Raw genomic sequence first — 25490 nt, 5'->3', positions numbered from 1 at the left:
CCTCAACCTTCAGAGTGGTGCCACAAAGAAGGCCGGAGCGGGTGTTCCCTGTTGCATTGCCGCCACGAAGCCGCGGGCAGTATCCAGCGCCTCGCGGATGGTCACATCCATATCGAGGTAGCGATAGGTGCCAAGACGCCCCACAAAGGTGACCCCGCCGGTTTGCCCAGCCAGGGCGACGTAATCGGCCAGCAGGGCTTTTTCCTGCACCTGACGGATCGGATAATAGGGAATGTCTTCCGGTTCGGCCGCGCGAGAGAATTCGCGGTAGCAGACCGATCCGTCATGGCTTTCCCAAGGGCTGAAATGCTTGTGCTCGGTGATGCGGGTATAGGGCACGCTTTCTTCGCCGTAGTTCATCACCGCACAGCCCTGATAATCACCCTCATAGGTAAAGCGTTCAAAATCAAGGGTGCGGTAGCCCAGGCGGCCCAACTCAAAGTCGAAATAGCCATCCAGCGCCCCGGAATAGAAGACGTGATCGTAATCCGCCGCCATGGCGCGGTCGAAAACAGTCTCTAACTTGACCGTTATGCCAGGGTGGTCGAGGATCTTTTCGATCATCGCGGTATAGCCCTCTTCGGGCATACCCTGAAATTTGTGAAAGAAATAGTTGTCGTCATAGTTGAACCGCACCGGCAGACGTTTCAGGATGCTGGCCGGCAGCTCCGAGGGCTGCACCCCCACTGCTTGATGGTGTAGCCCTTGAAGAAGGCCTCGTAGAGGTCGCGCCCGACAAAGCGCATCGCCTGGTCTTCAAAGGTCTGCGGATCGTCAATGCTGGTATCGGCCTGCTCATTGACGATGTAGTCACGGGCCTCATCCGGGCGCAGGGTTTTGCCAAAGAACTGGTTGATAGTGTGCAGGTTGACCGGCAGCGAAAAGACGCCGCGCTTGCCATCTGGATCCAGGCTGGTGGTCTTGACCCGGTTTTTATAGGGCATGAAGCGGGCGAACCGGTTCACATAATCCCAGACTTCGGCGTCATCGGTATGGAAGATATGGGGACCATAGATATGCACCATGACACCGGTCTGCGCGTCCCGTTCCGTATGGCAGTTGCCACCGATATGGGAGCGACTGTCGATCACAGTGACCTCATGCCCCGCCTCGGCCAGATGGCGCCCGATCACTGCCCCGGACAGGCCTGCGCCCACCATCAAAAACCTGCCTGCCGCCATCGAGCTCAATTCCCTGTCCAAACATGCGTTTCTTAAACGGGAACATGCGCCTGTCGCAAGGGGGCGACAACAGACAAGACCGCGACAAGTCCGCTGATGTGGTTTGGCTGCCCTCTGCGCCCACGCTTTGCGCAGATCCGCGCCGACCCGTGACACAACGAGGGAAAGCAAATCTGCTCCCCCGCGCAGCGCGCCAGGGAGCCGGGGGACAGCCCGATGCACAGGCCCGAACACAGGCCCGATGCAAATGATTGTCTGGATGGGCGAAATCCCCTAAAGCAGGGACAGAAATTTGTACTTTTCGACATAAGACGTAAAGAGGCCTCTCCAATATGCCTGGACCCGACAAACGTAAGACATTGGTTTTCCATATCGGGGATCACAAGACAGGCTCCACCTCCATTCAACTGGCTTTCGCTCAACACCGGGTTGTCCTGCAGGGGCACAGCCTGTTCTACCCGGCCAAACTGGCGATGAATGCCCTCGGAGGTCAGTTCACCGCCTATGGCCAGGCCAAGACAGAGCAGGAGCGCCGCGCGACCGCACAGCCACTGGAAAAATTGGTGCAACGCATCCAGCAATCAGATGCGGATTTCGTGCTGATCTCGGCAGAAGACTTTGAGGGCGTCCCCGTAGCCCTGTTTCACGAGATTGTTGAAACCTTCTTTGCCAAGGTCGTCGATGAGATCCGGATCATCGGCTATGTCCGTCCCCATGCTGCCCGCATCATCTCCAGTTTTGCAGAACGCACCAAGATCGGGATCCCGACCACTTTGACCAACGATCTCGCGGGGTTTGCCGCCCGGCGCAAATCCGCCAAAGAGTTCATCTACCTGCCCCGTTTCGCCGCCTGGCGCGACCATTTCGCAGACAAGTTCATCCTGCGCCCGATGATTCGCAGCCAGCTTCATCAGGGGTCTGTGGTGGATGATTTCCTGCATCACGCCTTTGGCGGCATCCCCTTCACCGTCGCCGACAGCCCAAGTAAGACAGCACAGGCCAATGAATCTCTTTGCCTGGAAGACCTGATGCGCCTGAAGGTTATGCAGGGCCATCTTGCGGTCAAACCAAATATCCGCCTCAAGGTCGGTTGGGAATTCGCCCGGCTTGTCAGTCATATGCCGCCGCCACCAACGCGCACCAAGATACAGCTGCACCGCAGCCTCGCCCGGGATATTCGCGCCAGCTACATGAAAGATGCCCGCAGCCTGGACCAGGCCTTCTTTGGCGGCGCCCCGCTGATGGAAAACGAATTGCACGATGCGGTGAAAACAGCCCGCACCCGGCCGCAATCCACCGCCCCGTCCGACTACCTCTGCGCGTCCGAGCTGCGCTCATTGGAACTTCTCTCGGGCATGGTGAAAGGCCTGCTGGAGAAAGAAGGCGTGAACTGGCCCGCTTTCCTGCACAGAAAGCGGATCCGTGACGTCGAGCAGGCCCGCATCTCCGCCCCATCGCAATAACCGCATCCTTCCGGAAGAACAGCAAAACTCAGTATCGGCTCCGCATGAAATTCATCATCTATTTCGGCCATCACAAAGTTGGCTCCACCGCCCTTCAGTCCTATCTGGCCCGCAATGCTCTGGCGCTGCTGCAACAGGGCATCCTCTACCCCGCAGTGGAAAGCGAAGGCATGTCTCACCTGCTGGCCCAGGCCCTCGGTCGCAAAAGCAAACCCGCGCTGGACTGCATGAACCTGCGCGAGCCTCACAACGCGCTTGGATTTCGCATGCTCGCCAGCAAGAAACCAGGGGGCAAGACACCTCCCTGGCATGGCATACTTCCGGGCCTGCCTGCCATGCTGCTCACGCTGCGCCATCAGGTCGAAATCCTGCAACCGGAAACGGTTGTCCTGTGTTCCGAGGTTTTTGCAAATTTTGGCGCCGATCATGCGGATCTGATTGCCACGCTGCGCGCCCTGTTTCCGGACGCCGAGCAGGAGCTCTACTGTGCCCTGCGCCGCCCCGATGAATATATGGCCTCCTGGTACGGTCAGCTGCTGCGCTTTGGCCGCAAGCTGGACCCGCTCAGCGAAGGCAGCGCCATCAAACCCAAGTCGATCCATTTCAACTATCGCAAGATGGTCGAACCCTGGGTTCAGTCCTTTGACGGCGCGCGGCTGCATCTGCGCAACTACGCCGATATCCTCAAGGCCGGCGGCTCTGTTCAGGATTTCATCACCCAGGTCAGCGCCCCCTTCCCCAACCGCCTGCCGGAACAGGGTCCCGTCAACAAAGGATTGCCCCGTGCCAGCTATGAAATCATCCGCCGCGCCAATCATGACCTGCCAGACAAAGACGCCCAGGATCTACGCGAAGTCTTCCTGCAACTGCCGCCCCACAAGATCCCCGTCAAGAACGGCGATGTGGAGCTGTTCGGAGCGCAACGCCGGGCACAGCTGACCGAGGAATTTGCCCCGATACATGCCTATCTGAGCCAGCTCACCAACCAGCCAGCCTTCTTTCCCGATATCGACGAGATGAACAGAACCCGCCCGCTGTCAGACCAGGAGGCGGCGCGGCGACTGCTGGCCAGTCTGGATCCTGCCGGAATGGAGAGCTCCGTTTTGTCCGATTACATCTCAAAACTGCAACAGACACTCTGATCCCCGGCCGCTCAGGGGCGCCGCCCCCTTTGCCCCTGCCCTTGCTCCCAACGGGTCCCAAAAGGTTTTTCGTGATGCTTACTCTTCAGAATTTCATCTCCCCCGAACGTGAAATCTGCACGGAACACGCGCTCTATTACCAGACCGAGGGCGCAGTCGGGTTCTCGCAAAGCAAAGGCTGCTATCTGATGCCACGGGGCAGCCGCATCAATTTCGGCACCTATTTCAACCTGTTCAATCTGGGGAACTGGAACCGGGGCTGCCAGCTCGACAGTCTTTTTGCCGAGCTCACCGGCAGCGGCAAGGTCGAGATCCGGGTGCAGCTGGCCCTGCCGACCCTGTCTGGGGAAGTGGTCTACAGCGAAGTGGTGGATCTGGAGGCAAGCAGACCGCATCTGATTGATCTGTCGGAATTCGCAGGCGCAGGGACAGGCGCAGGGACAGGCCACGACGCGTATTTGGGGGACGGGGTTCTCTGGGTCGAACTGCTGGCACTGGGGGATGAGGTCACCGTAACCGGGGGCCGTTTTGCAACCGACACCCAGCCTGCCGCCTGGCCGCATCTGGCGGTCAGCATCACCACCTTCAAGCGCGAAAAGGATGTGCGCAGAACCGTGGAACGCCTTGAAGGCTTCCTGAAAGACACCCCCCATCAAGACAACATCTCTGTGCAGGTGGTGGACAATGGCAAAAGCGCCGAGATCCCCAACAGCGCCAAGGTCACCTCTTATCCCAACAGCAATCTCGGTGGCGCGGGCGGTTTTGCCCGCGGCCTGCTGGAAGCCGAAAAAGGCGGCTACAGCCACTGTCTGTTCATGGATGATGATGCCTCGTTCCATATGGAAAACATCGCCCGCAGCTATATGTTCCTGGCCCTGGCCAAGGCACAGAACACGGCCATTGCCGGCGCCATGATCAACAACACCCATAAATGGGCAATGTGGGAAAGTGGCGCCTATTTTGATGGCTCCTGCCATCCCCTGTATAATGGCACCGACCTGCGCGAGCTTGATGATGTCATCGAAATGGCGCTCGTCTCTTCCAGCAGACCACAGCCCGAGACCCTCTATGGCGGCTGGTGGTTCTTTGCCTTCCCGATCGCGCAGGTGCGCCATCATCCCTTTCCGTTCTTTGTGCGCGGCGATGATATCAGCTTCTCTCTGGCCAATGATTTCAAGATCTTCACCCTGAACGGCGTGGTCTCCTTTCAGGATGACTTCACCGAAAAGGAAAGCGCGCAGACGCTCTATCTCGATCTGCGCAATCACCTGATGCATCATCTGGTCTTTGAAAAACTGCAACGCAGTGCCTGGGGTACGGCCAAGATCGCGCTGCGTTTCATGATGCGCTCGATGCTGCGCTTCAAATACGACAGCGCCGAGGCACAGCTCCTGGCCTGGCAGGATGTGATGCAGGGACCGGAATTCTTTGACCGAAACATCGACATGTCCGAACGCCGGGCGCGGATCAAAGCACTGATCAGCGACGAAGCCTGGGTCGCAGCACCACCGCAGCCCCCGCAGGAGCGCCACCGTTTCAGCAGGATGCCGCGGCGCCTGCGGCATTATTTCGGGATCTGGAGCCTCAACGGCCATCTGATCCCTTTCTGGAGCCTGCTGGGGGATCACAAGACGCTGGATATCGGGGACCGCGGTCTGGTTTTGCCGGCCTTTGGCAGCGCCGAGCTGACCTATTACAACACTCGGCGCGACAAATGTTACACGGTGCGCCAGTCCAAGCAGAAATTCTTTTCCCTGGCTTGGCGCATGATCACCACCTTTCGGGATTTTCAGCGCAATTACAGCGCCCTGCAAGCCAGCTATCGCAAAGGATACGAGGCGATGACCCAGCGCAGCTATTGGCAGCGTGTCCTAGCCGAAGACCTCTCTCCAGAAGAGCATGCACCAGAAGATCTGGCTGCAAAGGGCAGCCCTCCGTCCCCCTGATATCCCGTCCTCCTGTCCACCATCCTGACCGGATGTCAGGACAGCATGTCCTCATGCACTGCGATGGCCTCTTCGAGGTCATCGAAATACTGCATCTTGCCCATTTCCAGCACGATGCCGGCATCGCAAAACTTGCGGATCTGGCTCATCGAGTGGTTCACCATAATGGCGCTTGCATCCCGCATGCGGGCAGAAAAAACCTCTCGGCTCTTGAGCTTGAAAGAGCGATCCCCCACCGCCGTCACCTCATCCACCAGATAGGTGTCGAATTTGATCCCCATCGAGGCGCCAAAGGTCAGCCGGGAGCGCATGCCGCTGGAATAGCTGCGCATCGGCATGTGATAGAATTTTCCCAATTCGGCAAAATCTTCGACAAAAGCCACCAGTTCATCGGTGCTCACCCCATAGATGCGAGCGATGAAGCGGACATTTTCCGCCCCGCTCAGGTCACCATGGAAAGAGGCCCCCAGCCCCACCGGCCAGGACATCGTCCCATCGCTCACCACCCGCCCGTAATCGGGGCGCATGGTGCCGGCAATGATCTTCAGCAGGGTCGACTTTCCCGCCCCGTTGCGCCCCAAAAGCGCCAGCGACCGCCCCGTCGGCAGGGTGAGGTTCAGATTGTCGATAACCACCTTCTGCTCGCCCTTGAGCCAGAAACTCTTGGTCAGGTTTTCAAACCGGATCATGTGCTTCCCCTCCTCCGACCTAGCTGCGGTCGCGAATGGAATAATAGATCAGCGTCGCGATGGACCAGCCCAGCACCAGAAACAGAGCGGTGAGGCCCATCAGAAGCGGGCGCCGGGGATATTCCGATTCTTCGGCCAGGGTTGGCTTGATATAGGTCGCCAGATAGCGGCTTTGCCGGGTGGCATTATCGCGCGCCACCTCCAGGGCCCTCAGCGCCGCACGGTAGGTTTCTTCGGCATATTCACGATCCACGCTCAGGCTCTCGAATTCCGAAATCAACGAGGGATAGTCCTCGCCGACCGCGCCGGTATCGGTATTGTCCGAGGTAAAGGTCTGCCGTTCGCTGTCGATCCGGGCCCGGATGACTTCGATCCGCTGCTGCGACTTCTTGGTGCGCGGATCGCTCGCGCTCACCGTGCCCTCGAGCAGGTCATGTTCGATCAGCGCCTCGGCCAGCTGCTGCTGCAGGTTGTTCATCACCCCCATGCGACCCTGAATATCGGCCTCCGGATCGACAATGCGGGTCCGGGTCCGGAACTTGGTCAGCTCTTCACGCGCCGCTTTCAGTTGCACCACCGCCTCATCAAGATCGATGCGGGCATAGCCCATGGCATCTTCGCGGGCGCGCTCGTTCAGGGCATTGATCTGCACCTGGCTGACATCAACAATGGTCTGCGTGATGGCCCGGGCCACCTGCGCATCAAACCCCACCGCCTGCACCTCAATGAGACCGGAGCCGCTGTCATAGGAGATGCTGACAATGCGCTGCCAGTACCAGATCAGCTCTTCCAGCGTGGCATCCGGCCAGATTGAAAAGGCCCAGTCCCGGGGCCAGTGCGCACTGTAGCGGACCCGCAGATCAATCGCCTCATCCACCGCCTCGACCATTTCCTGACTCTGGATGAAGGCATAGAGAATGTCGCTGTCCGAAGCCGACGTCGTCCCGGCAAAACTGGCCAACCCCCCCAGAAAATCACTGGCACTGCTGTTTTCCTGGCTACGCACCGTAAAGCCGGCGGTTGAAACATACTGATCTTCGGCGATCACCACGAGATAGAAGATGACGGCTGCCAGCGGTGCCAGGACCAACAGCACGAAACTGCCGACCACCCCCCAGTGACGTCGCTTCATCTGCGCTGGCCCCGCCAGGGCAAAATCCTTCTTGGGTGCCGCTGCAGATGTGGCCGACTTGGCGTCACGACGGGTCTTTTGCGCCTTGCCGCGGGCTCTATTGCGGCTGACTTCGTCGTCATTTGTGCTGTTGTCACTCTTGGGCTCGACCGCCGCGGGTTTCGCTGGTGCTGCCGGGCCTTTGTTTTGCAACTCATCACTCAAATTCGATCTGACCCGATCCGGGCTCTCTTGCGCCATGACTTCAGCCTGTCCCGCTCTGTTGCTGTTTGTAATTGTCTTTTGTTTCTTCCATAGTATCGCTTCTAAACGCTCAACTCACAATCATACAAGCACGGTCGGACATTATGACGACAGCTCTTCCAACCGGTCGGCCCCGCGGCAATCATACCCGGCGTTTCGCTACGCTGCGCACCGTCTCCGCGCTGATCCTGCGCGAGATGTCGACTCGCTACGGCCGGACCCCCGGAGGGTTTTTCTGGAGCATTCTGGAGCCCCTTGCCGCCATCCTGTTTCTCAGTATCGGCTTCTCGCTCGTTATACGAACGCCGGAGCTCGGCACCATTTTTCTGCTGTTCTATGCCACCGGCTACATGCCCTTTGATATCTATCAGAGCATTTCCAACACAACCGCCCGTGCGATCGGGTTTTCAAAGCCGCTGCTGAAATCCCCCGCCGTGACCTGGCTGGACGCCATACTTGCCCGCTTTGCGCTCAACAGTCTCACTGGCATCTTGGTCACCATCCTGCTGATCGGCGGCATCCTGATCGCCATCGACAACCGCACCACTATCGACATGGCTCCCGCCGTTCTGGCCACGGGGCTTGCCATGCTGCTGGGGCTGGGCGTGGGGACACTGAATTGCGTCCTGTCCGGGCTTTTCCCGCTCTGGAGCATCATCTGGTCTGTCATCACCCGACCGCTCTTTCTCGCCTCGGGCATCTTTTTTCTGTATGATTCAATGCCACCCTTTGCTCAGGGTCTGCTCTGGTACAATCCGCTGGTCCATATCGTGGGGATGATGCGCACCGGGTTCTACCCGACCTATACCGCCTCCTATGTCGATGTCACCTATGTGCTGATTGTTTCGCTGAGCCTGCTGACACTGGGATTGATCCTGATGGGACGTTTTCACCGAACCATTCTGAATCGCTGACCCCCAGTCTGCTCCCGGCTCAGTCTTTCACCTGGGCCAGGGCCATCACCTGTGCATGGGTCCGTCTGGTATCGCCGCGCAGCGCATCCCAGACAGCATGCCGCAAAAGCCGCCGATAGGACTGACGCTCTGCCCCATAGCGTCGCGCCGTGAAACTCCATTTCAGCACCACCACCAGCAGCAGGGGCCAGAACAAAAGCCCCGCCGCCGCGCGATACATCATCAGCCCGTTGCGATAGGCGTAATAGACCTTCCACAGCGGGTGAAACACCCGGTGATGATCATTTTGAAAAGTCGAACAGTCGTGCTCAAACCGCAGAGCGGGGTCAAACAGGATCCTCTCCCCTTGGCGCCGCAGCCGCAGGGTGTAAATCACGTCATCGCCATAAAGAAACAGGCCCGGGTCCGGGTAGCCCGCCTCTTCGATCATCCGTCGCGACAGGAACAGACCCACAAAGGAGGTGAGATCGATCGCCATCGGCGTCGTGGCCTCGTAGCTGTCATAGGGGATGTGATAGCCATTGCGCGCCTTGAACAGGGTGCGCAGAAACACCCGTGGGTTCCAGAACGGATTGACCGAGGGCCGGTTCATCTCGCAGATGCCGCCATCCGGGAAATAGACCGCAGCCGCCAGCGCCGTATCCAGCGGCCGCGGCTGGGCATGAAAGGCCGCAAAAGCCCCCGGCGCCGGGCGGGCGTCATCATCCATCACCACCAGCCAATCCGGGTCATGGGCTTCGACCGCGCGCCGCATCCCCATCTCAAAGCCACCAGCGCCACCGCGATTGACCGGGCTGGTGACGATATCCAGCCGCGCATCCTGCTGCCCGGCCAGCCAGTCGGCAGTCTCATCGGTTGAAGCATTATCGACCACCACCACCGCCGCCAGCTCTGCCTCCGGGCTTTCCAGCAGACGCGCCAGCGTCGCCTTCAGCTTGTCCAGCCGGTTGAAGGTCACCACCACCGCCACCAGACGGCAGGCAGCCACCGCAGCAGCAGAGGCATCAGCCAGTGGTAGCGCAAGTTCTGTATCGAGACCGGTATCCGGGTTCACGCGGGGCTTCTCCTGATAGCGCAAAATCCCCTGAGGATTTTCCCGGAGGATCTTCCCGGAGGATTTCACAAGGGGCTGTAAAAGAACCTGCAGAGACAGCAGGCTCAGCATTCTGTCTGGGCGCAAAACTCATAAATGCTGGCGCGTGTCAAACCCTTTACCCGCGGCGTTCCACTGTTTCCCCACAGCATGAAGCTCACAACTGGCGGATCTATGCCACAGTCATGCGCAAAAACATGCGCAAAACCGAGCTGCCGTTGCCGCGTAAAAGTCACGTAAAATCACGCCAAATGTTTCGCGCGCGAAACATTTGGCACGCTTGTCACCCCCTTTCAGAACAGCAGCAGATCATCCGGCCAAGGGTCTCAAACCCAAGGATTAGAGACAGAATACACAACAAACGAAAGGCAAGGCACAAACAAAAAAGGGAGAGCCCCTGCCCTCCCTCTCTTCAATACGTTCAGCCTCACTTCAGCTCGCCCCGCCTTCAGCGCTGCTTCAGCCAGCGCTTGAGATCCTCAAGCAGCGCTGCATCCACTGCTGTCCCGCTCAGCTCGATCCGCTGCGCATCCGGCGTAAAGCCAAGCCGCAGCCCAGCCGCAACCTGCATCGATACCCGTTCTCCTGCGGCATTCTCAGCCCCCGAAACAGGTCTCAGGCGTGGCCCGGCGGGGAGGGGGATTTCAGGCTCTACATTGCCTGTCAGAGGCGCATTATCAGGAGATTGATGAGGCGGCTCTAATGCCTCCAGAGCCGTGTTGAGCAGAAACAGTTCTTCGGCAGCAGTGCTGCGTGCATTCTCTTGCAGGCTGATTATCAAGCGCTCCGCAAACTCCGCGTCCTCGGTCATCTGGCGCACCAGGGCGAGGCCCAGCTTTTCGCTGATGGCCGCCGGGAAATACAGCACGGCATCCAGCGCCTCGACCAGGGTGACAAAGCTGCCGATCTTGGAACGTTTGGCGCGGGGCGCATTGGCAAACAATCCCTGCAGCGCTTTTTTCTGCGTCGGAAAAACCCCCTCTTTGAGGGCGCGCACCGCGATGCGGGCCCGTTCATAATGCGAAAGATTGACCCGGATTTCATTCTCTTCGACCATGGCCACATAGGCAGCTTCAGCGCTTTCAGGGCGGATCACCAGGGCTTTGACTGTGGCGAATTCAGGCCCTGAATCCTCGGTATAGAGCCTGCGCAGCGCAGATAATCTCCGCCAGCCCGAGATCAGCCCCCAGGTTTTTCCATCCAGTCGCCCCTGCAGCGGCACCACCTCGATCGGGGTCTGCTGGCCGCGGCTGCGGATCGAGGACATGAGCGCTGCCATCTCGTCTTCGTCCTGGGTGATGCGGTCGCGCACCAGATGGGTCTCGTCGATGGCGTCCAGCGCGATCTCTTCGATCATCAGCCCCCTGGCGCGGGCGGTCTGCAGCACCTCGGACAATTCCTGCAAGGCTGCATGGCTCGAAGCCTCGGAAGCGACCTGTGCAATAGGCGCTGTGGTCTGTACCGGGGCTGCCAAGGGTCCGGCCAGGGCGGATTTGCCTTCGGGCGCCCCCGAAAGATAGCCACTTTGGGCGGGGGAAAGCCGTTTGCGTTTTGCCATCTGCCAAATCTCCTCGTGATCTCGTCTTGATCTGTCATCGTGGCGCGTGATCCTGCGCCCTTGATCCTGTGAAGGCCTTAAGCCTCCGTACGCGCGTCTTGCTGTTCAGCTGCTTCGGCCTGCTGGGCCAGCTCGGCCCGGCGCCAGACCCCCAGCAGCAGCCGCTTGAAGGCCGCATAGGTGGCATCAAATGTTTCGCGCCCGCGCGCATAGGTCTCGCGATTAAAGTCGCGGTAATCCGCCTCGTAGATGCCTGAGACCTGCTCGCCGGCCTGACCGATCAGGGCGGTGTAGTCCTGTTTATGCGGGCTGAGCACCGGCCCCATATAGGCCTGCATCAGACCGGCCAGCTCACCCTGCTGGGCGCCGTCGTAGCGGGTGATCACCGCGCGCACCGCATCCCATTCAAACCCCATCTCGGGCCGCCCCAGCGCGCGCGCTGCCAGGTTCTCGCCCTCCTCGATCGAGGCAAAGGTGGAATGCAGCATGTCAAAGAAACGCCCGGTGCTGTCGAACTCCAGGAACGAGGCCCCCATCGGCACCAGCAGGATATCCGAGGCCGCCAGCCCGTTGATGGTGAGGTAGCCAAGTGCGGGGGGCGTGTCGATGAACACGATGTCATAGTCATCCAGCACCCCGTCTGCCTCCAGCCGGTCGGTGAGCGCATCCCACAGCTTCCAGCTGCGCGCCGCCATCCGCCAGACCGGGATCTGGAATTCGGCCCAGTACAGATTGAGCTGCGCGCCGATGAGATCGATATTGGGCCAGTGAGTGCCCTGAATGACATCCCTAGACGTCATCTCCATGGCGGCTGTGAGCGCTTCTTCGAGCGGCTGAGGGGCCTCGCCGCGATCCAGGCGGCGCTGGTTGTCGGCGCGCAGATGTTCGCCGTAGTGGCGCGCCAGCAGCGGAAAGGCGGTTTGCCACTCATCCTCCACCTTGCCGCCAAAGATCGAGGTCATCGACCCCTGGCTGTCCAGATCAATCACCAGCACCTTGTAGCCATCCAGTGCTGCCGACATCGCCAGATGCGCCGCCGTTGAGGTCTTGCCAACGCCGCCTTTGAAATTGGCCACAGAGACCAGCTTGGCTGGCAGGCCCTTGGGGCGGTAGGGGGTGTAGTCCTTGGCCTTGGAGCCCTGCGCGCCAAAATGTGCGCGCAGCACCAGCACCTCGTCGAGGGTGAACCATTTGGCGCCCCCTTCGGTTTCTGACCGTCCCTGTGGCAGCTCCGGGTTGGCCTTCAGCACGCGGCGAAAATGCGCCTGAGCGACCGGGATCAGATAACGGGTGATTTCCCAGGTGGAAAACAGGCGCAGCTCTTTGCGGCCCTCTTCGTTCATGCCGCGGCTGGAGAGATCCTCTCGGCCCCGGGCACAGCCTTCGGCGATTGCGGCAAAGCCCGTGGTGCTGGTGGGGTCATCCAGTTCAGCCAGGGCCACATCGGGATCAATGTTGAAATAGGGGGGCAGGCCTGCCCCTGCCTTGTGGATATCTTTTGCCATGATGCTCTGCCCATCTGTGCGGCCTGGATTGCCCAGGTCTTGAGGAGGTCCTGTGATTTTGGGCTCAACACCGTCGATGTATTGCCTTTATTGGCTGATATCAGAAAAGGCAGCACATGGGAAGAATGCACGCATCTCTTTTCCTTTTTCTAAGCAAATCAGGCTTTTGCAGAGGGGGAAAACAGGGGCTTTGGGGCAGTTGAAATTTTTCTGCTCTGTTATTTATGAGTTATATATAAGTTAAGGGGACAAGGCTGTGCTTGCAAACCCCTTTTTTAAAAGGCTTTGGAGGGTATATTTTCAGCACTGGTGACTCTGAAACCCCGTTGAAATGACTCCAAACCCCCGAAGCAGCGATTCCGGAACCCCGTTGAGAATGCTTGTGGATAACTCTAGGGTGGGCGTAATCAAAACCACGAAAAACGAGTCACCCCGAAAAGACCCGATCAATCAGGGCAAATCAGGGGACAGGCAGAGCGGGCAGAACAGTGATGAGCGCAGCAGTAACAGGCGGAGCCTATCCGGCCGAAGGGCAGGGAGATTTTTTTCTCTGCGATATCTTTGACGCCATTCCCAAGAACGATCTGGCCTCGATGGAGCATCCGCTGTTCTCGCTGGCGACCCGGCCTGACCGGCGCATTCTGAACTATCAGCACAATGGCGCCGAGATCACCGTGGTGCCCAGCGTTAAAGGATTGGCGACGATCCACGACAAGGACATCCTGATCTTTTGCGTCAGCCAGCTGATGGCAGCATTGAATGCCGGGCGGCAGGTCAGCCGCACCCTGCACCTGAAAGCGCATGATCTGTTGCTGGCCACCAATCGCGAAACCTCTGGCGATGCCTATCGCCGTTTGCGCGAAAGTTTTGAGCGCCTCGCCGGCACCCGCATCACCACCAATATCGTCACCGGCGGCGAGGAGGTCACCTCGGGCTTTGGTCTGATCGAGCGCTGGGAGATCGTGCGCAAGGCACGTGGTGGTCGTATGGTCAGTGTCGCGGTGACGCTGTCGGACTGGTTGTTTCGCGCGGTGATGTCGAAATCGGTGCTGACCCTCAGCCGCGACTATTTCCGCCTGCGCAAACCGCTGGAGCGCCGCATCTACGAGCTGACCCGCAAACACTGCGGTCGCCAGCAGGCCTGGACCATTTCGGTGGAAACCCTGCTGAAAAAATCCGGATCCGCCAGCCCGCGGCGGGTGTTTCGCAAGATGGTGCGCGACATGATCGCAGCCCAGCCCCTGCCGGATTACGCCATGGAAGAGCTGCCCGGAGACCTGATCCGGTTTTCCCAGAAACATGCGGTGACAGAACCGGGCAGTGGGGGGGCTGGCGCCGCCACTCCGGTGCTGAAAGCCACCACATTGGAGCGCGCCCGTGATCTGATGCCGGGGGCAGATGTTTATGCACTGGAAGCCGAATGGCAGGCGATGTGGGCGCGCACGGGGCGTCCGCGCCTGCGGCAGGCCGATGCGGCTTTCCTGGGCTGGGTCAAGAAGCGCGGCCTTGAATGAGACCCGCCTGAACAGGCTCTAATGCGATTTGTTTCGACTCTGATTTTGTGCCAAATGTTTCGCGCGCGAAACATTTGGCCCCTGTGGCCCCGTTACATGCGGATCTGTTTTGCGGTTGGAACCAAGGCATTGATCTGGGCGATATGTTCGGGCAGGCAATGGCTGAGAAAATCATACTGCGCCATGACATGCGCCCGCGCCGCCGGGCCCAGATGGGCATAGGCGCCCGGATTGGCCAGCACATCCGTGACCTGATCCGCCAGCGCGCCGGGGTCAAAGAAATCCACCAGCATACCGGTCTCATTATGGCTTATGGCTTCGCGCACCGGGGCGACATCGGCCGCCACCACGGTGGCCTGCATCGACATCGCCTCCAAGAGGGACCAGCTGAGCACAAAGGGCATGGTCAGATAGATGTGGCAGCGGCTGATGCGAATGATGCGGCAGAGATCGTCATAGGGCACCTTGCCGAGGAAATGCACCCGGCTCCAGTCGACGCTATCGCCCAGCTCTGCTTCCATCTCACCACGTAGCCCGTTGGCGTGGCTGCTCTCGGCACCATAAGAGGTCTCGTTGCCGCCGATCATCAGCACGCGGGCCTTGGGGCGGGTGGCCTGGATCCGGGGCAGGGCGCGCATCATGATGTGAAAGCCGCGCGCCCGCTCCATGTTGCGGGCGATATAGGTCACCACCTCGTCGTCGCGGGTCAGAGGGTGGTCCAGCCGCCCCAGCCCGACCGAGGCGTTTTCATCCGGCAGCAGCCGGTCACAGCGAATGCCGTCATGGCAGGTATACATGCGGTCATGGAAGGAGCTGGGAAAACGGTCGCGCTGCCACAGGGTGGGCACATGGCCCTGATCCACCACTTCGATGCTGGCATAGGGCACCGTGTTGCGGGCCTGGGCAAAAAAGCCGGCCTGATCATTGGCGGGGCTTTCGGGATCAAAGCCCACCAGGCCACCGCTGGTGCGGTAGAAATATTCAAAAAAGCCAATCACCGGCACATCCGGCCAGACCTCTTTCATGAACAACAGCTCGCCCCAGCCGGTATGGCCAATGATGATATCGGGCTTAAAGCCCTGGTCCTTTTCAAACTGTCGCATGGCCATGGCCGCCCCAAGGCCCGCGCCGGCGGCGGCCTCCCAATCCTTGGACAGGCCATAGGCATCTGCTGCGGGCTTGTGATGGGGGCGGTAGCTGAGGGTCTTCACCCCTTTGATCTGCACATCCCGGCGCTGGGTGAGAAAGACGATCTCCTGGCCGCCAAACTGGCTCAGCCAGACCAGCATTTCGCGGTACTGGCCGGGCATATTCTGGTGAACAAAAAGTAGTTTCATGGAGGATCGGCACATTCATCTGGGGACAGGTATGTGCATCTTTGGCTTCTCTGCCCGAAGGAGGCAAGCGGTTGTGGGGGATGGCGCGTTTGCCCCTCTGTTTCACGGTGACACCTTCAGGGGGGCAACTTCACGGTGACAACCAAGCCGGGCATTGCTAAGGGTGCCGAGGATTTTGACGAAAAAAGGCTGGGAACAGGTTTTGCAGATTGAGGATACTCCATTACAGGGTGTGAAAATCCTGACCCCGAGACGGTTTGGTGATGCACGCGGCTTCTTTAGCGAATGCTGGAACCGGAACCAGTTGTCCGAGCATGGAATTGATCTGGATTTTGTCCAAGATAACCAGTCGCTGTCCTCTCAGGTGGGGACCCTGCGGGGGCTGCATTTTCAGGCACCGCCCCATGCGCAGGATAAATTGGTCCGCTGTGGGCGCGGGGTTTTGTTTGATGTGGCGGTGGATATCCGCAAAGGCTCACCCAGCTATGGGCAGTGGTTCGGTATTGAACTCAGCGCCGAAAACGGCAAACAGCTGCTGGTGCCCAAGGGATTTTTGCATGGGTTCATCACCCGCGCGCCCGATACCGAGATCCTGTACAAATGCACCGATTATTACGCCCCGGACTGCGACGGGGCCGTGGCCTGGGACAGCTGCGGTATCGACTGGGGTCTTGATCAGGGCTTTGAGAGCCAGCTGGTGTTGAGCGACAAGGATGCCGCCGCGCCCGCGCTTGCTGATTTTGACAGCCCGTTTGTGTGGGAAGGATAACAGATGAAACTGCTTGTGACCGGTGGTGCCGGCTTTATTGGATCTGCCGTGGTGCGCCGCGCCATTGCGGATGGCCACCAGGTGGTCAATCTGGATGCGCTGACCTATGCAGCCTGTCTGGAAAATGTGGCGGGCGTGGCGGACAATGCCAATTACACGTTTGAGCAGGTTGATATCCGCGACCGCGCCGCGCTGGACCGGGGGTTTGCGACACATAGGCCCGATGCGGTGATGCATCTGGCGGCTGAAAGCCATGTGGACCGCTCGATTGACGGGCCAGGGGACTTCATCGAGACCAATATCACCGGCACCTATCAGATGCTGGAGGCGGCGCGCAAATACTGGCAGGATGCAGGGCGCCCCGAGAGCTTCCGGTTCCATCACATCTCCACGGACGAGGTCTATGGCTCCCTGCCCAATGATCCCGAGGTGATGTTCACCGAAGAGACCGCCTATGATCCGCGCTCGCCCTATTCCGCCTCCAAGGCCGCGTCAGATCATCTGGTACGCGCCTGGGCCGAGACCTACGGGCTGCCGGTGGTGCTGACCAATTGTTCCAACAACTACGGCCCCTTCCATTTCCCCGAAAAGCTGATCCCGGTGGTGATTTTGAACGCGCTGGCCGGCAAGGCGCTGCCGATCTATGGCGATGGCTCAAACGTGCGCGACTGGCTCTATGTCGAGGACCACGCCGATGCGCTGCTTCTGGTGGTGCAAAAGGGCGCGCTGGGACGCAGCTACAATGTCGGTGGCGAGAATGAGCGCTCCAATCTTGAGCTGGTGCAGACGCTCTGTGCAATTCTTGATCAGAAGCGACCCCGTGCTGACGGTAAGTCTTATGCCGATCAGATCACATTTGTCACCGACCGGCCCGGCCATGATGCCCGCTATGCAATTGATCCCTCGCGCATCCGCGAGGAGCTGGGCTGGCGGCCTTCGGTGACGGTCGAAGAGGGGCTGGAGCGCACCGTGCAATGGTATCTCGACAACGAGACCTGGTGGCGCGCCCTGCAGGACCGGGCCGGTGTCGGCGAGCGTCTGGGAACCAAGGCATGATCCTCGTTTTTGGCCAGACCGGTCAAGTGGCGCAGGAGCTGGCGCGCCATGATGGCGTGACCTGCCTGGGCCGGACGCAGGCGGATCTGAGCGATCCGGCAGCCTGCGCGGCAGTGATTTCTGAGATGCGGCCCACAGCGGTGATCAATGCCGCTGCCTATACAGCCGTGGACAAGGCCGAAACGGAAGAGGCGCTGGCGCAGGTGATCAACGCCGAGGCTCCGGCGGCCATGGCGCAGGCCTGTGCCGCGCTTGGCATCCCCTTTGTGACGCTGTCGACTGACTATGTCTTTGATGGCAGCGGCACCCGGGCCTGGCGGCCTGATGATTGCCCGGCGCCGCTCAATGCCTATGGCCGCTCAAAGCTGGCCGGCGAGATGGCGGTTGTCGCGGCGGGGGGCAGCTTTGCGGTGCTGCGCACTTCCTGGGTGGTGTCGGCCCATGGCCAGAACTTCATCAAGACGATGTTGCGGCTGGGCGCCGAACGCGCGCGCCTGACCATTGTGGCGGATCAGATCGGTGCCCCAACCCCGGCGCGCGATATTGCAGCCACCTGTCTTGAGGTGGCGCGCCAGCTGGCATCGGATCCGGGTAAGGCCGGGATTTATCACTATGGTGGCAGTCCCGAGACCTCCTGGGCGGGCTTTGCCGAAGCGATTTTCAGCCGTGCCGGGATCGCTTGCGAGGTGGCGGGTATTCCAAGCAGTGACTATCCGACCCCTGCACAGCGGCCGCTGAACTCCAGGCTGGATTGTACTACATTAGAGACTGTTTTTGGCCTGTATCCGCCGGATTGGCAGATCGGGCTGGATGCGATTTTGAAAGATTTGGGAGAGAGTGCATGACCGCACAAACAGCACGTAAGGGCATTATTCTGGCCGGTGGATCCGGCACCCGGCTTTACCCGATCACCATGGGCGTGTCGAAGCAGCTCCTGCCAATCTATGACAAACCGATGGTCTATTACCCGCTGTCGGTGCTGATGCTGGCGGGGATCCGTGAGATCTGCGTAATCACCACACCGCAGGATCAGGAGCAGTTCAAACGCACCCTGGGCGATGGCAGCCAGTGGGGCGTCGAGCTCACCTATGTGGTACAGCCAAGCCCCGACGGGCTGGCGCAGGCCTTTATTCTGGCCGAAGACTTCCTGGCAGGGGCACCCTCTGCCCTGGTGCTGGGCGACAATATCTTCTTTGGCCATGGCTTGCCGAAACTGCTGGCGGCAGCCGATGCGCAAGACAGCGGCGGCACCGTCTTTGGCTATCATGTCTCGGATCCGGAACGCTATGGCGTGGTCGAATTCGAAGCCGATGGCACCGCCCACCAGATCATCGAAAAACCCGAAGTGCCGCCGTCGAATTATGCGGTGACCGGGCTCTATTTCCTGGATGGCACTGCGGCGGAACGGGCCCGGGCGGTCAAACCCTCGCCACGTGGCGAGCTGGAGATCACCGATCTTTTGCAGATGTATCTGGATGCTGGCGATCTGCGGGTTGAAACCATGGGCCGTGGCTATGCCTGGCTTGATACCGGCACCCATGGATCCTTGCTGGATGCGGGCAATTTCGTGCGCACCCTGCAGGAACGTCAGGGGTTGCAGACCGGCTGCCCGGAAGAGATCGCCTTTGAACAGGGCTGGATTGACCGCGCCCAGCTGCAGGCCCGCGCCCGGCTTTTTGCCAAAAACGATTATGGCCGCTACCTGGAGGGCTTGCTGGCCTAGAGGCCGGGTTAAGTTCTGGGCGGGCGTCTATAGCACAGTTTGTGGCGACCTTGCTGTTTAGCCGCACATATTGAGAAATGCGTCAGAAAACCATGGGTTTTGGGCGCATTTCCTTTATGGTGTCCGTGAACACGTAAGACAGCGGCGGCTGCAGATTCTGTAAAACTCTGCAGCCGTCCGCATCAGTAAAAGAGCCGCCTATGAAATCGCTCGCAGAGACGCACCCGGTACAGGTCGCTTCGGTACAGGCCACTGTTGCACGGATCCTCCGGCTCTGGCTGGGGCGGTTGGTATTTTGCCTGACGCTCAGCCTGTTCTGGGGGCAGCCGATACAGGCGCAGGTGACGCTGGACCTGCGCGATGCGGAGCTGCGCAATTTTGTCGAAATCGTTTCAGAGGCCACCGGCCGCAGCTTTGTGCTGGACCCCGGCGTGCGCGGCACCGTGACGGTGCTGGCGCCGGACCAGATGTCGCCGCAGGATCTCTTTGAGGTCTTTCTGTCGGTGCTGGAGCTCAACCGGCTGACCCTGATCGAAGGCGCGGGCGCGGATCGCATCGTGCCGATGAATGTCGCGCGTGAGCTGTCGACGGGGGGCAGCGCCGGGCTGCCCAGTGGCTTTGAAACCCGGGTGATCCCGGTGAAGGAGATCCCGCTGCAGGAGGTGATCGAAGTGGTGCGTCCGCTGTTGCCGGCCGAGGCGGTGATGACGCCGGTGCCCGGTGCCAAGCGGCTGATCATTTCCGACCGCAGTGCCAACCTGAACCGGATCACCCGGCTGATCGAACGGCTGGACCAGCCGCGTGCGGCGCCGCCGATCGAGATCCTGCGGCTGCAAAACGCCAATGCGGCGGATGTGCTGCAGGTGGTGCAGTCGATGGATCTGATCCCGGCAGGATCCTCCGTGAGTGTCGACCGGCGCTCGAATGCCTTGCTGATTTCCGGCTCCGAGGCGCTGCGCCACCGGGTGCGGCTGCTGGTGGACGAGCTGGACACCCAGCGCAATACCGTGGTGTCGCGCACCGTGCCGCTGAACTATGCCGATGCGGCCTCGATTGCCGATGTGGTGATGCGCACCCTCAATACCGATGGCGGCAGCGATGTGCGCGCGCCGGTGCGCATTGTGCCAGAGCTGCAGACCAATACGTTGCTGATCTCGGCCCCGCAGGAGCGCATTGCCGATATTGTCCAGATGGTGCGTTATCTTGATCAGCGCCCGACGCAGGTTCTGGTCGAGGCGGTTATTTTCGAGATGTCGGTCGAAGGATTGTCCGATCTTTCGGTGCAGTTCGGCGCGGTTCTGAACAATGCTCTGGTGGGGGGCGCCCAGTTTGATCTGCCGGGCCGGTCCAGCCTGACCAATCTGATTTCTTCTGTCAGCAGTGGCACCACCCCGGCGCTGGGGTCCGGCGGTGTCTTTGGCGGCGCCAAACGCAATGACAGCGGCGATGGGATCGTTGGTCTGCTAACTGCCATTGCCTCGGTGAATTCCACCCGGCTGTTGTCGACCCCTTCGATCCTGACCCTGAACAATCAGGAAGCCGAAATCGTGGTGGCGCAGAATGTGCCTTTTGTCACCGGCAGCTATTCCACCGTCAGCGATGGCAGCTCGGTGGATAACCCGTTTCAGACCATCGAACGCCAGGACGTTGGTCTCACCCTGAATGTGACGCCGCAGATCAATGCCGACCGCACCGTGCGCATGGTGATCAAGCAGGAAGTCTCTAACCTGACCAATACCACCGCCTCTTCGGGCGGAGAGATCACCTCGCGGCGCTCGCTCTCGACCACAGCGCTGGTGCGCGATGGCAATGTGATCATGCTGGGCGGGCTGCTGGAAAACGGCTCCGGCGGGGTCAGCCAGAAGGTGCCGGGCCTAGCCGAGCTGCCATTGGTAGGCGGGCTGTTTCGCGGCAAGAATGCCAACAGCAATCAGCGGGTTCTGTTGGTGCTGTTGCGCCCGCAGGGGGTGTCAAGCGAGGCCGAGGCAAAGCGGATCACCCGCCAGCTGTCGCGCAAGGCGCAAAACGTCAGTGCCGCGATCACGCCGGTCGATGATGGCAAGTTCCCCCGCAACCAGCTGGGCGCGCTGCCCTTTGACGGCGCCGATCTGAACCAGCCCTTTGATGCCGGGTTTATTGATGATGTCGCACAGCGGCGCAATTTCCCCCCTCTCCCGAGCAGGCTCCGCTTTGGCAGTGGCAACTAGGCTGCCCTTCTCCTTTGCCCGCGACCAGCAGGTGCTGCTCGAAGGGGACTGCCTGATGGCCGGGCCCGGCGTCACCCAGCTGGGGCTGCGCGAGGCGCAGCGCCGCATCGGGCTGAACCCGGCCATGACCTATCAGGCGCTGGACCTGCCTGGTTTTGAAGCGGCCCTGGCGCGGGTCTATCAGCAAAGCGCGGCAGAGGTCGGCGACGCGCCGGAGCTGTGCTTTGATCTTGAGGAGCAGGCCTTTGCCCGCCGCCAGCGCGACCTGCTGGATGAGCCGGGCGATGCGCCGGTGATCACCCTAGTCAATCAGCTGCTGCGCCGGGCGGTGCAAAGCGGCGCTTCGGACCTGCATATTGAACCGCACGAAGGCGGGCTGCGGGTGCGCATGCGCATTGATGGGTTTTTGCAAGAGGTGATGGATCGCGCGGATGTGCCGGTGCGCCGGATCGTGTCGCGGCTCAAGGTGATGGCGGGGCTGGATATCGCCGAGACCCGGCTGCCGCAGGATGGCCGTATCCCGCTGGCGCTGGCAGGCCGTCAGATCGACACCCGGGTCAGCTCGCTGCCCGGCCATTACGGTGAACGTATCGTGCTCAGGATTCTGGACCGTTCTACCGGGCTACGGCCCCTGGGCGATCTGGGGCTTTCGCCGCAACAACAGGCTCTATTGCGGCGACTTTCGGGGTTTCCCAACGGTATCATCCTGGCGACAGGTCCAACCGGCGCGGGCAAGACCACGACGCTGTATTCGCTGTTGCAGCTGGCCGACCGGGCCGAGCGCAATATCGTCACGGTGGAAGATCCCATCGAATATGATCTGCCCGGCATCAGTCAAAGCCAGATCAATGCCGAGATCGGCATGAGCTTTGCCGCCGGGCTGCGTGCCACCCTGCGTCAGGATCCGGATGTCATTCTGGTCGGCGAGATCCGCGATCAGGAAACCGCGCAGACGGCCGCGCAGGCCGCGCTGACCGGCCATCTGGTGTTTTCCTCGCTGCATGCCAACAGTTCGGTCGGGGCCATCGTGCGGCTGCGCGACCTTGGCCTTGATAATTTCCTGATTGCGGCGACCCTGCGCGGAGTGATCGCACAGCGCCTGCTGCGCAGGCTGTGTCCCACGTGTCGCAAGGCGCAGGTGCCAACCCCGGACGAAGCCGCGCTGTTTCAGCGCCACGGGGTTTCTGTGCCTGCGCAGATCCAGGCGCCACAGGGCTGTGCCAGTTGCAACGGCAGCGGCCATGCGGGGCGCATCGGTATTTTTGAAATGGCAGAGGTCACCGATAGGGTCACCGCCGCCATCGATCGGGGCGTCAGCGAGGCCGAGCTGAAGGCGCTGGCGCTTGGCGCGCAGGAGAGCCTGATCGGGCAGGGGCTGTTGGCGGTGACCACAGGCGAGGTCAGCCTGGCGGAAGCCCTGCGCGTGGTCGGGGATGTGGCGTGAAGGCCTATCGTTATATCGCCTATACCAGCGCGGGTCGGCGGCGCAGTGGCACTGTGGTGGCCGAAACCGAACGCGATGCCAGCGCCCAGCTGGCGGAGCAGGATCTTTTTGTTGCCGAGCTGCAGGAGACCCGCGCGCTCGCTTCCAGGCCAGTTTCCGGAGCGGAGTCGAAACCGGGTATCGGTGAAAGCGCCCGGCGGCTGTTTGCGTCCCGCAGGCATCGGCTCAGCCCGGATCTGCAGGCGGTCTTCACCCGCCAGATGGCGGTGATGCTGGGGGCGGAGCTGCCGGTGGAAGCCGCCCTTGAAGCGGTGCGCACAGGCGGCCATTCGGCGCTGGATGCGGTGGCGGCCGAAACACGCGCTGCCCTGCTGGATGGGGCCCGCCTGTCAGAGGCGCTGAGCCAGGCGGGGGCAGGTTTTGCGCCCTATTATCTGGCGGCCCTGCGCGCTGGTGAAACTGCCGGAGAGCTGGCAGTGGTGTTCAACGCTCTGGCGGATCATTTGGAACAGCTGGGCAGTGACAAAGCGCAGATTGCCACGGCGCTGATCTATCCGGGCTTTGTGGCGGCGGTCTCCTTGCTGGTCTGCGCCATTTTGATGGTCAATGTCGCACCTGAAATTGTCGCCATGTTTGAACTTTCCGGGCGGCCCCTGCCGCCTTTGACGCGGGCAGTACTGGCGGTGTCGGATCTGATCCGGGACAACGCCCTGCTGATTGGCGCCGGGCTGCTGTTTCTGGCAGGGTTTCTTGTCCTGGTGCCACGGGTGCCGGGGCTGCGGCTGCGGCGCGACCGGCTGCTGCTGCGCCTGCCTCTGGTGGGGCGGCTGATGCGGCTTTCGGCGGCGGTGCAATATCTGCGCACCCTGGCGCTGGTGCTGGGCGCGCGCCACGCGGTGCTGAATGCGGCCGACAGCGCCGTTGAGGTGCTGACCATTGCCCGGTTTCAGACCGAGGGGCGCGCGGTTGCAACCGCGGTGCGTCAGGGCGAAAACCTGTCCAGCGCTCTGGAGCGGCTGTCGTTTCTGCCGCCGGTGGCGCGGCAACTGATCGCCGCCGGCGAGGTCTCGGTGCGTCTGGCTCGGATGTCTGAGCGCGCAGCGACGCTGGTGGAACACCGGCTCTCGACCGAGAGAAAGCGCATTGCCGCTCTGTTAGAGCCTGCTTTGATGATGCTTGTCGGGGGGCTGGTGCTGGTGATTGTTCTGGCGGTACTGCTGCCGATCTTTGATCTGCAGGCGGTGGTCGCAGGCTGACCTCCTCTGCTGCCCCAGCAGCCAAAGGGGCGGGCGCTATTGCGTGAATTCCAGCAATTCCGGCGCATCCCCTTCACGCGAAATCCACAGTCCTTTGGCGTCGATGCGGGCAATCGTGATCCCCGCGCGCAGCGCATCACCCTGACGCACCAGTTGTTCGCCGCTGGGATGCGAGACGATAGCCCAGGTCGCGGGGCCGGCCTGCACCCGGCCTTTGAGCACATAGCCTAGGCTTTCGATCGGAGGCTTTGGCGTCTTTGGTGGCTGTGGTGCAGCCTGTGGCGTGGCGGCGGCTGTGGGCTTTGGTGGTTGCCTTTCCCCAAACAGGGCGGGCCAGCGGTGTGCCTGTTTCTGTGGTGGGCGCGGGGCGTCAGACTGCGAGACGGCAGCGATTTGTACGCCAGTGTCCTTTTGCGGTGCTGCAGTCAGCAGTAGCCACAGTTCCTGCCCGGCCAGCGCCGCCAGCGCCAGGGCACCACAGGTCAATATCGCAGCAATCAGGCGCATCGGCGTCTTTCAGCTTTCGTTGAGACGCCGGACAGGCAGGCGCATATGGGTCACAGGTGGCGGTACAACTGACCCACAGCAGGGGCGGGCAGATAGACGGGCTATGTTGAACATGGTAAATTTTGTGAAATAATTAAATAGGAAAAGAGCAGGCAATGCAGGCGATATCTTTTGCAAAACGTGGGCTGATGGGCGGGCTGATGGCCTGCGGGGTGCTGCTTTTGGGAAGCTGCGGCGAAAGCTCTGGTTCCGGAAGCCACGGCTTTCACTCAAAATACGCGGTGGCGCGCAATGCGCTGGAAAGCGGCGACTACGCCCGTGCCAAACGCAGCTATCAGAAACTGATCACCGAGGCCGGCCCGCTGGCCGCCCGCTTGCGCCTGGAATATGCCCATGCGGAATTGCGCGCAGGCAATTACGCCGAGGCCGCCAAGATCGCCGGTGATTTGGCGCAGGGCCAAAGCGGCGAAGCTCGTGGCGCCGCCCTGGCGGTGCAGGGGACGGCGCAGCATGAGCTGGGCCTGATGCTGTTGGCCGAAGGCGACGGGGAGGCCGGAAAGGCCCAGCTGACCCAGGCCCGTGCTGCCTTGGCCGAAGTGTTGAAATCGCATGCGGATCTTGATCCTCTGGGGTCGATGGCAGGCCGCCGCGCCAGCATTTCTGCCCGCCTGCAGAAACTGTGACCCCCCATCTGCATTGCAGTCTGCACGCCTGACGAGCTGCCGGCTTGACCGGCGGAACTGGTCGGCGGAATTGGCGGAGTTGTCTCTTTCGCCGGTTTCTTGCCCAGCTTTTTGTCGGTCAGCTTTTT

20 protein-coding genes and 1 pseudogene are annotated in these 25490 nt (G+C 60.8%); 13 read left to right on the top strand and 8 right to left on the bottom strand.

Annotation, left to right across the window (positions count from 1 at the left end; all coding sequences use genetic code 11):
• Positions 1-9: 9 nt before the first annotated feature.
• A pseudogene (glf, locus tag PH5382_RS16315) lies at positions 10-1181 on the bottom strand (UDP-galactopyranose mutase).
• A gap of 332 nt (positions 1182-1513) precedes the next feature.
• On the opposite strand from glf, the gene PH5382_RS16310 reads away from it, so the two are divergent.
• From PH5382_RS16310 to PH5382_RS16300, 3 genes are all read left to right on the top strand, one after another.
• Positions 1514-2644, top strand: a complete 1131-nt coding sequence (locus PH5382_RS16310) for a hypothetical protein (RefSeq protein WP_058335459.1) — start codon at positions 1514-1516, stop codon at positions 2642-2644.
• Positions 2645-2688: 44 nt separating this feature from the next.
• On the top strand, positions 2689-3786 hold the full coding sequence (locus PH5382_RS16305) for a hypothetical protein (protein ID WP_058335458.1): 1098 nt from the start codon (positions 2689-2691) through the stop codon (positions 3784-3786).
• Positions 3787-3860: 74 nt separating this feature from the next.
• Positions 3861-5732 (top strand): glycosyltransferase, encoded by a 1872-nt coding sequence (locus tag PH5382_RS16300; protein WP_058335457.1) that lies wholly within the window; start codon positions 3861-3863, stop codon positions 5730-5732.
• A gap of 35 nt (positions 5733-5767) precedes the next feature.
• On the opposite strand, the gene PH5382_RS16295 is transcribed toward PH5382_RS16300, so the two are convergent.
• Positions 5768-6421 carry an ABC transporter ATP-binding protein gene (locus PH5382_RS16295; RefSeq protein WP_058335456.1) on the bottom strand — a complete coding sequence of 218 codons (654 nt, stop codon included), beginning with the start codon at positions 6419-6421 and terminating at the stop codon, positions 5768-5770.
• 19 nt (positions 6422-6440) lie between these two features.
• Positions 6441-7793 (bottom strand): KpsE/RkpR family capsule polysaccharide export protein, encoded by a 1353-nt coding sequence (locus PH5382_RS16290; RefSeq protein ID WP_231751911.1) that lies wholly within the window; start codon positions 7791-7793, stop codon positions 6441-6443.
• Between the two features lie 107 nt (positions 7794-7900).
• Here PH5382_RS16290 and PH5382_RS16285 point away from each other — a divergent pair, with 107 nt between their 5' ends.
• Positions 7901-8710 (top strand): ABC transporter permease, encoded by an 810-nt coding sequence (locus PH5382_RS16285; RefSeq protein WP_058335455.1) that lies wholly within the window; start codon positions 7901-7903, stop codon positions 8708-8710.
• A gap of 19 nt (positions 8711-8729) precedes the next feature.
• Here PH5382_RS16285 and PH5382_RS16280 read toward each other — a convergent pair whose 3' ends face one another.
• From PH5382_RS16280 to PH5382_RS16270, 3 genes are all read right to left on the bottom strand, one after another.
• Positions 8730-9764, bottom strand: a complete 1035-nt coding sequence (locus tag PH5382_RS16280; protein ID WP_231751910.1) for a glycosyltransferase — start codon at positions 9762-9764, stop codon at positions 8730-8732.
• Positions 9765-10251: 487 nt separating this feature from the next.
• Positions 10252-11361: a ParB/RepB/Spo0J family partition protein gene (locus PH5382_RS16275; protein WP_058335454.1), complete on the bottom strand. Its 1110-nt coding sequence runs from the start codon at positions 11359-11361 to the stop codon at positions 10252-10254.
• Positions 11362-11438: 77 nt separating this feature from the next.
• The gene (locus tag PH5382_RS16270; protein ID WP_058335453.1) at positions 11439-12866 is read right to left on the bottom strand and encodes an AAA family ATPase; all 1428 of its coding nucleotides are present in this window, start codon (positions 12864-12866) and stop codon (positions 11439-11441) included.
• A gap of 491 nt (positions 12867-13357) precedes the next feature.
• Between PH5382_RS16270 and PH5382_RS16265 the strand changes: the two genes are divergently transcribed.
• Complete coding sequence (locus tag PH5382_RS16265) at positions 13358-14380, top strand: replication initiator protein A (RefSeq protein WP_058335452.1); 1023 nt, start codon at positions 13358-13360, stop codon at positions 14378-14380.
• Between the two features lie 92 nt (positions 14381-14472).
• On the opposite strand, the gene PH5382_RS16260 is transcribed toward PH5382_RS16265, so the two are convergent.
• Positions 14473-15717 (bottom strand): glycosyltransferase family 4 protein, encoded by a 1245-nt coding sequence (locus PH5382_RS16260; RefSeq protein ID WP_058335451.1) that lies wholly within the window; start codon positions 15715-15717, stop codon positions 14473-14475.
• Positions 15718-15919: 202 nt separating this feature from the next.
• Here PH5382_RS16260 and rfbC point away from each other — a divergent pair, with 202 nt between their 5' ends.
• From rfbC to PH5382_RS16225, 7 genes are all read left to right on the top strand, one after another.
• Positions 15920-16486, top strand: coding sequence for a dTDP-4-dehydrorhamnose 3,5-epimerase (rfbC, locus tag PH5382_RS16255; protein WP_058335476.1), 567 nt, complete (start codon positions 15920-15922; stop codon positions 16484-16486).
• A 3-nt stretch (positions 16487-16489) separates the two neighbouring features.
• Positions 16490-17542: a dTDP-glucose 4,6-dehydratase gene (gene rfbB / locus PH5382_RS16250; protein ID WP_058335450.1), complete on the top strand. Its 1053-nt coding sequence runs from the start codon at positions 16490-16492 to the stop codon at positions 17540-17542.
• On the top strand, positions 17539-18387 hold the full coding sequence (gene rfbD, locus PH5382_RS16245) for a dTDP-4-dehydrorhamnose reductase (RefSeq protein WP_058335449.1): 849 nt from the start codon (positions 17539-17541) through the stop codon (positions 18385-18387). The genes rfbB and rfbD overlap by 4 nt, the downstream gene beginning before the upstream one ends.
• On the top strand, positions 18384-19265 hold the full coding sequence (gene rfbA, locus PH5382_RS16240; protein ID WP_058335448.1) for a glucose-1-phosphate thymidylyltransferase RfbA: 882 nt from the start codon (positions 18384-18386) through the stop codon (positions 19263-19265). The genes rfbD and rfbA overlap by 4 nt, the downstream gene beginning before the upstream one ends.
• 200 nt (positions 19266-19465) lie before the next feature.
• Complete coding sequence (gspD, locus tag PH5382_RS16235; protein WP_082645721.1) at positions 19466-21472, top strand: type II secretion system secretin GspD; 2007 nt, start codon at positions 19466-19468, stop codon at positions 21470-21472.
• The gene (locus PH5382_RS16230) at positions 21462-22916 is read left to right on the top strand and encodes a GspE/PulE family protein (protein WP_058335474.1); all 1455 of its coding nucleotides are present in this window, start codon (positions 21462-21464) and stop codon (positions 22914-22916) included. The genes gspD and PH5382_RS16230 overlap by 11 nt, the downstream gene beginning before the upstream one ends.
• The gene (locus PH5382_RS16225; RefSeq protein ID WP_058335447.1) at positions 22913-24172 is read left to right on the top strand and encodes a type II secretion system F family protein; all 1260 of its coding nucleotides are present in this window, start codon (positions 22913-22915) and stop codon (positions 24170-24172) included. Before PH5382_RS16230 ends, PH5382_RS16225 begins: the two co-directional genes overlap by 4 nt.
• 36 nt (positions 24173-24208) lie before the next feature.
• Here the strand turns inward: PH5382_RS16225 and PH5382_RS16220 are convergent, their stop codons facing one another.
• The gene (locus PH5382_RS16220; RefSeq protein ID WP_058335446.1) at positions 24209-24679 is read right to left on the bottom strand and encodes a type II secretion system protein N; all 471 of its coding nucleotides are present in this window, start codon (positions 24677-24679) and stop codon (positions 24209-24211) included.
• A gap of 155 nt (positions 24680-24834) precedes the next feature.
• Between PH5382_RS16220 and PH5382_RS16215 the strand changes: the two genes are divergently transcribed.
• Complete coding sequence (locus tag PH5382_RS16215; RefSeq protein ID WP_058335445.1) at positions 24835-25362, top strand: outer membrane protein assembly factor BamD; 528 nt, start codon at positions 24835-24837, stop codon at positions 25360-25362.
• Positions 25363-25490 lie beyond the last annotated feature (128 nt).

The organism is Phaeobacter sp. CECT 5382, assembly GCF_001457775.1.
Taxonomy (GTDB): Bacteria; Pseudomonadota; Alphaproteobacteria; order Rhodobacterales; family Rhodobacteraceae; genus Pseudophaeobacter.
The sequence above is the reverse complement of the archived record's forward strand: the minus strand, read 5'-3'. Positions and strand labels throughout refer to the sequence as shown.

Bases quoted from the DNA above. Each gene is read 5' to 3' on its own strand.
- PH5382_RS16310 (WP_058335459.1), top strand. From the start codon at position 1,514: ATGCCTGGACCCGACAAACGTAAGACATTGGTTTTCCATATCGGGGAT.
- PH5382_RS16305 (WP_058335458.1), top strand. From the start codon at position 2,689: ATGAAATTCATCATCTATTTCGGCCATCACAAAGTTGGCTCCACCGCC.
- PH5382_RS16300 (WP_058335457.1), top strand. From the start codon at position 3,861: ATGCTTACTCTTCAGAATTTCATCTCCCCCGAACGTGAAATCTGCACG.
- PH5382_RS16295 (WP_058335456.1), bottom strand. From the start codon at position 6,421: ATGATCCGGTTTGAAAACCTGACCAAGAGTTTCTGGCTCAAGGGCGAG.
- PH5382_RS16290 (WP_231751911.1), bottom strand. From the start codon at position 7,793: ATGGCGCAAGAGAGCCCGGATCGGGTCAGATCGAATTTGAGTGATGAG.
- PH5382_RS16285 (WP_058335455.1), top strand. From the start codon at position 7,901: ATGACGACAGCTCTTCCAACCGGTCGGCCCCGCGGCAATCATACCCGG.
- PH5382_RS16275 (WP_058335454.1), bottom strand. From the start codon at position 11,361: ATGGCAAAACGCAAACGGCTTTCCCCCGCCCAAAGTGGCTATCTTTCG.
- PH5382_RS16270 (WP_058335453.1), bottom strand. From the start codon at position 12,866: ATGGCAAAAGATATCCACAAGGCAGGGGCAGGCCTGCCCCCCTATTTC.
- PH5382_RS16265 (WP_058335452.1), top strand. From the start codon at position 13,358: ATGAGCGCAGCAGTAACAGGCGGAGCCTATCCGGCCGAAGGGCAGGGA.
- PH5382_RS16260 (WP_058335451.1), bottom strand. From the start codon at position 15,717: ATGAAACTACTTTTTGTTCACCAGAATATGCCCGGCCAGTACCGCGAA.
- rfbB (WP_058335450.1), top strand. From the start codon at position 16,490: ATGAAACTGCTTGTGACCGGTGGTGCCGGCTTTATTGGATCTGCCGTG.
- rfbD (WP_058335449.1), top strand. From the start codon at position 17,539: ATGATCCTCGTTTTTGGCCAGACCGGTCAAGTGGCGCAGGAGCTGGCG.
- rfbA (WP_058335448.1), top strand. From the start codon at position 18,384: ATGACCGCACAAACAGCACGTAAGGGCATTATTCTGGCCGGTGGATCC.
- gspD (WP_082645721.1), top strand. From the start codon at position 19,466: ATGAAATCGCTCGCAGAGACGCACCCGGTACAGGTCGCTTCGGTACAG.
- PH5382_RS16220 (WP_058335446.1), bottom strand. From the start codon at position 24,679: ATGCGCCTGATTGCTGCGATATTGACCTGTGGTGCCCTGGCGCTGGCG.
- PH5382_RS16215 (WP_058335445.1), top strand. From the start codon at position 24,835: ATGCAGGCGATATCTTTTGCAAAACGTGGGCTGATGGGCGGGCTGATG.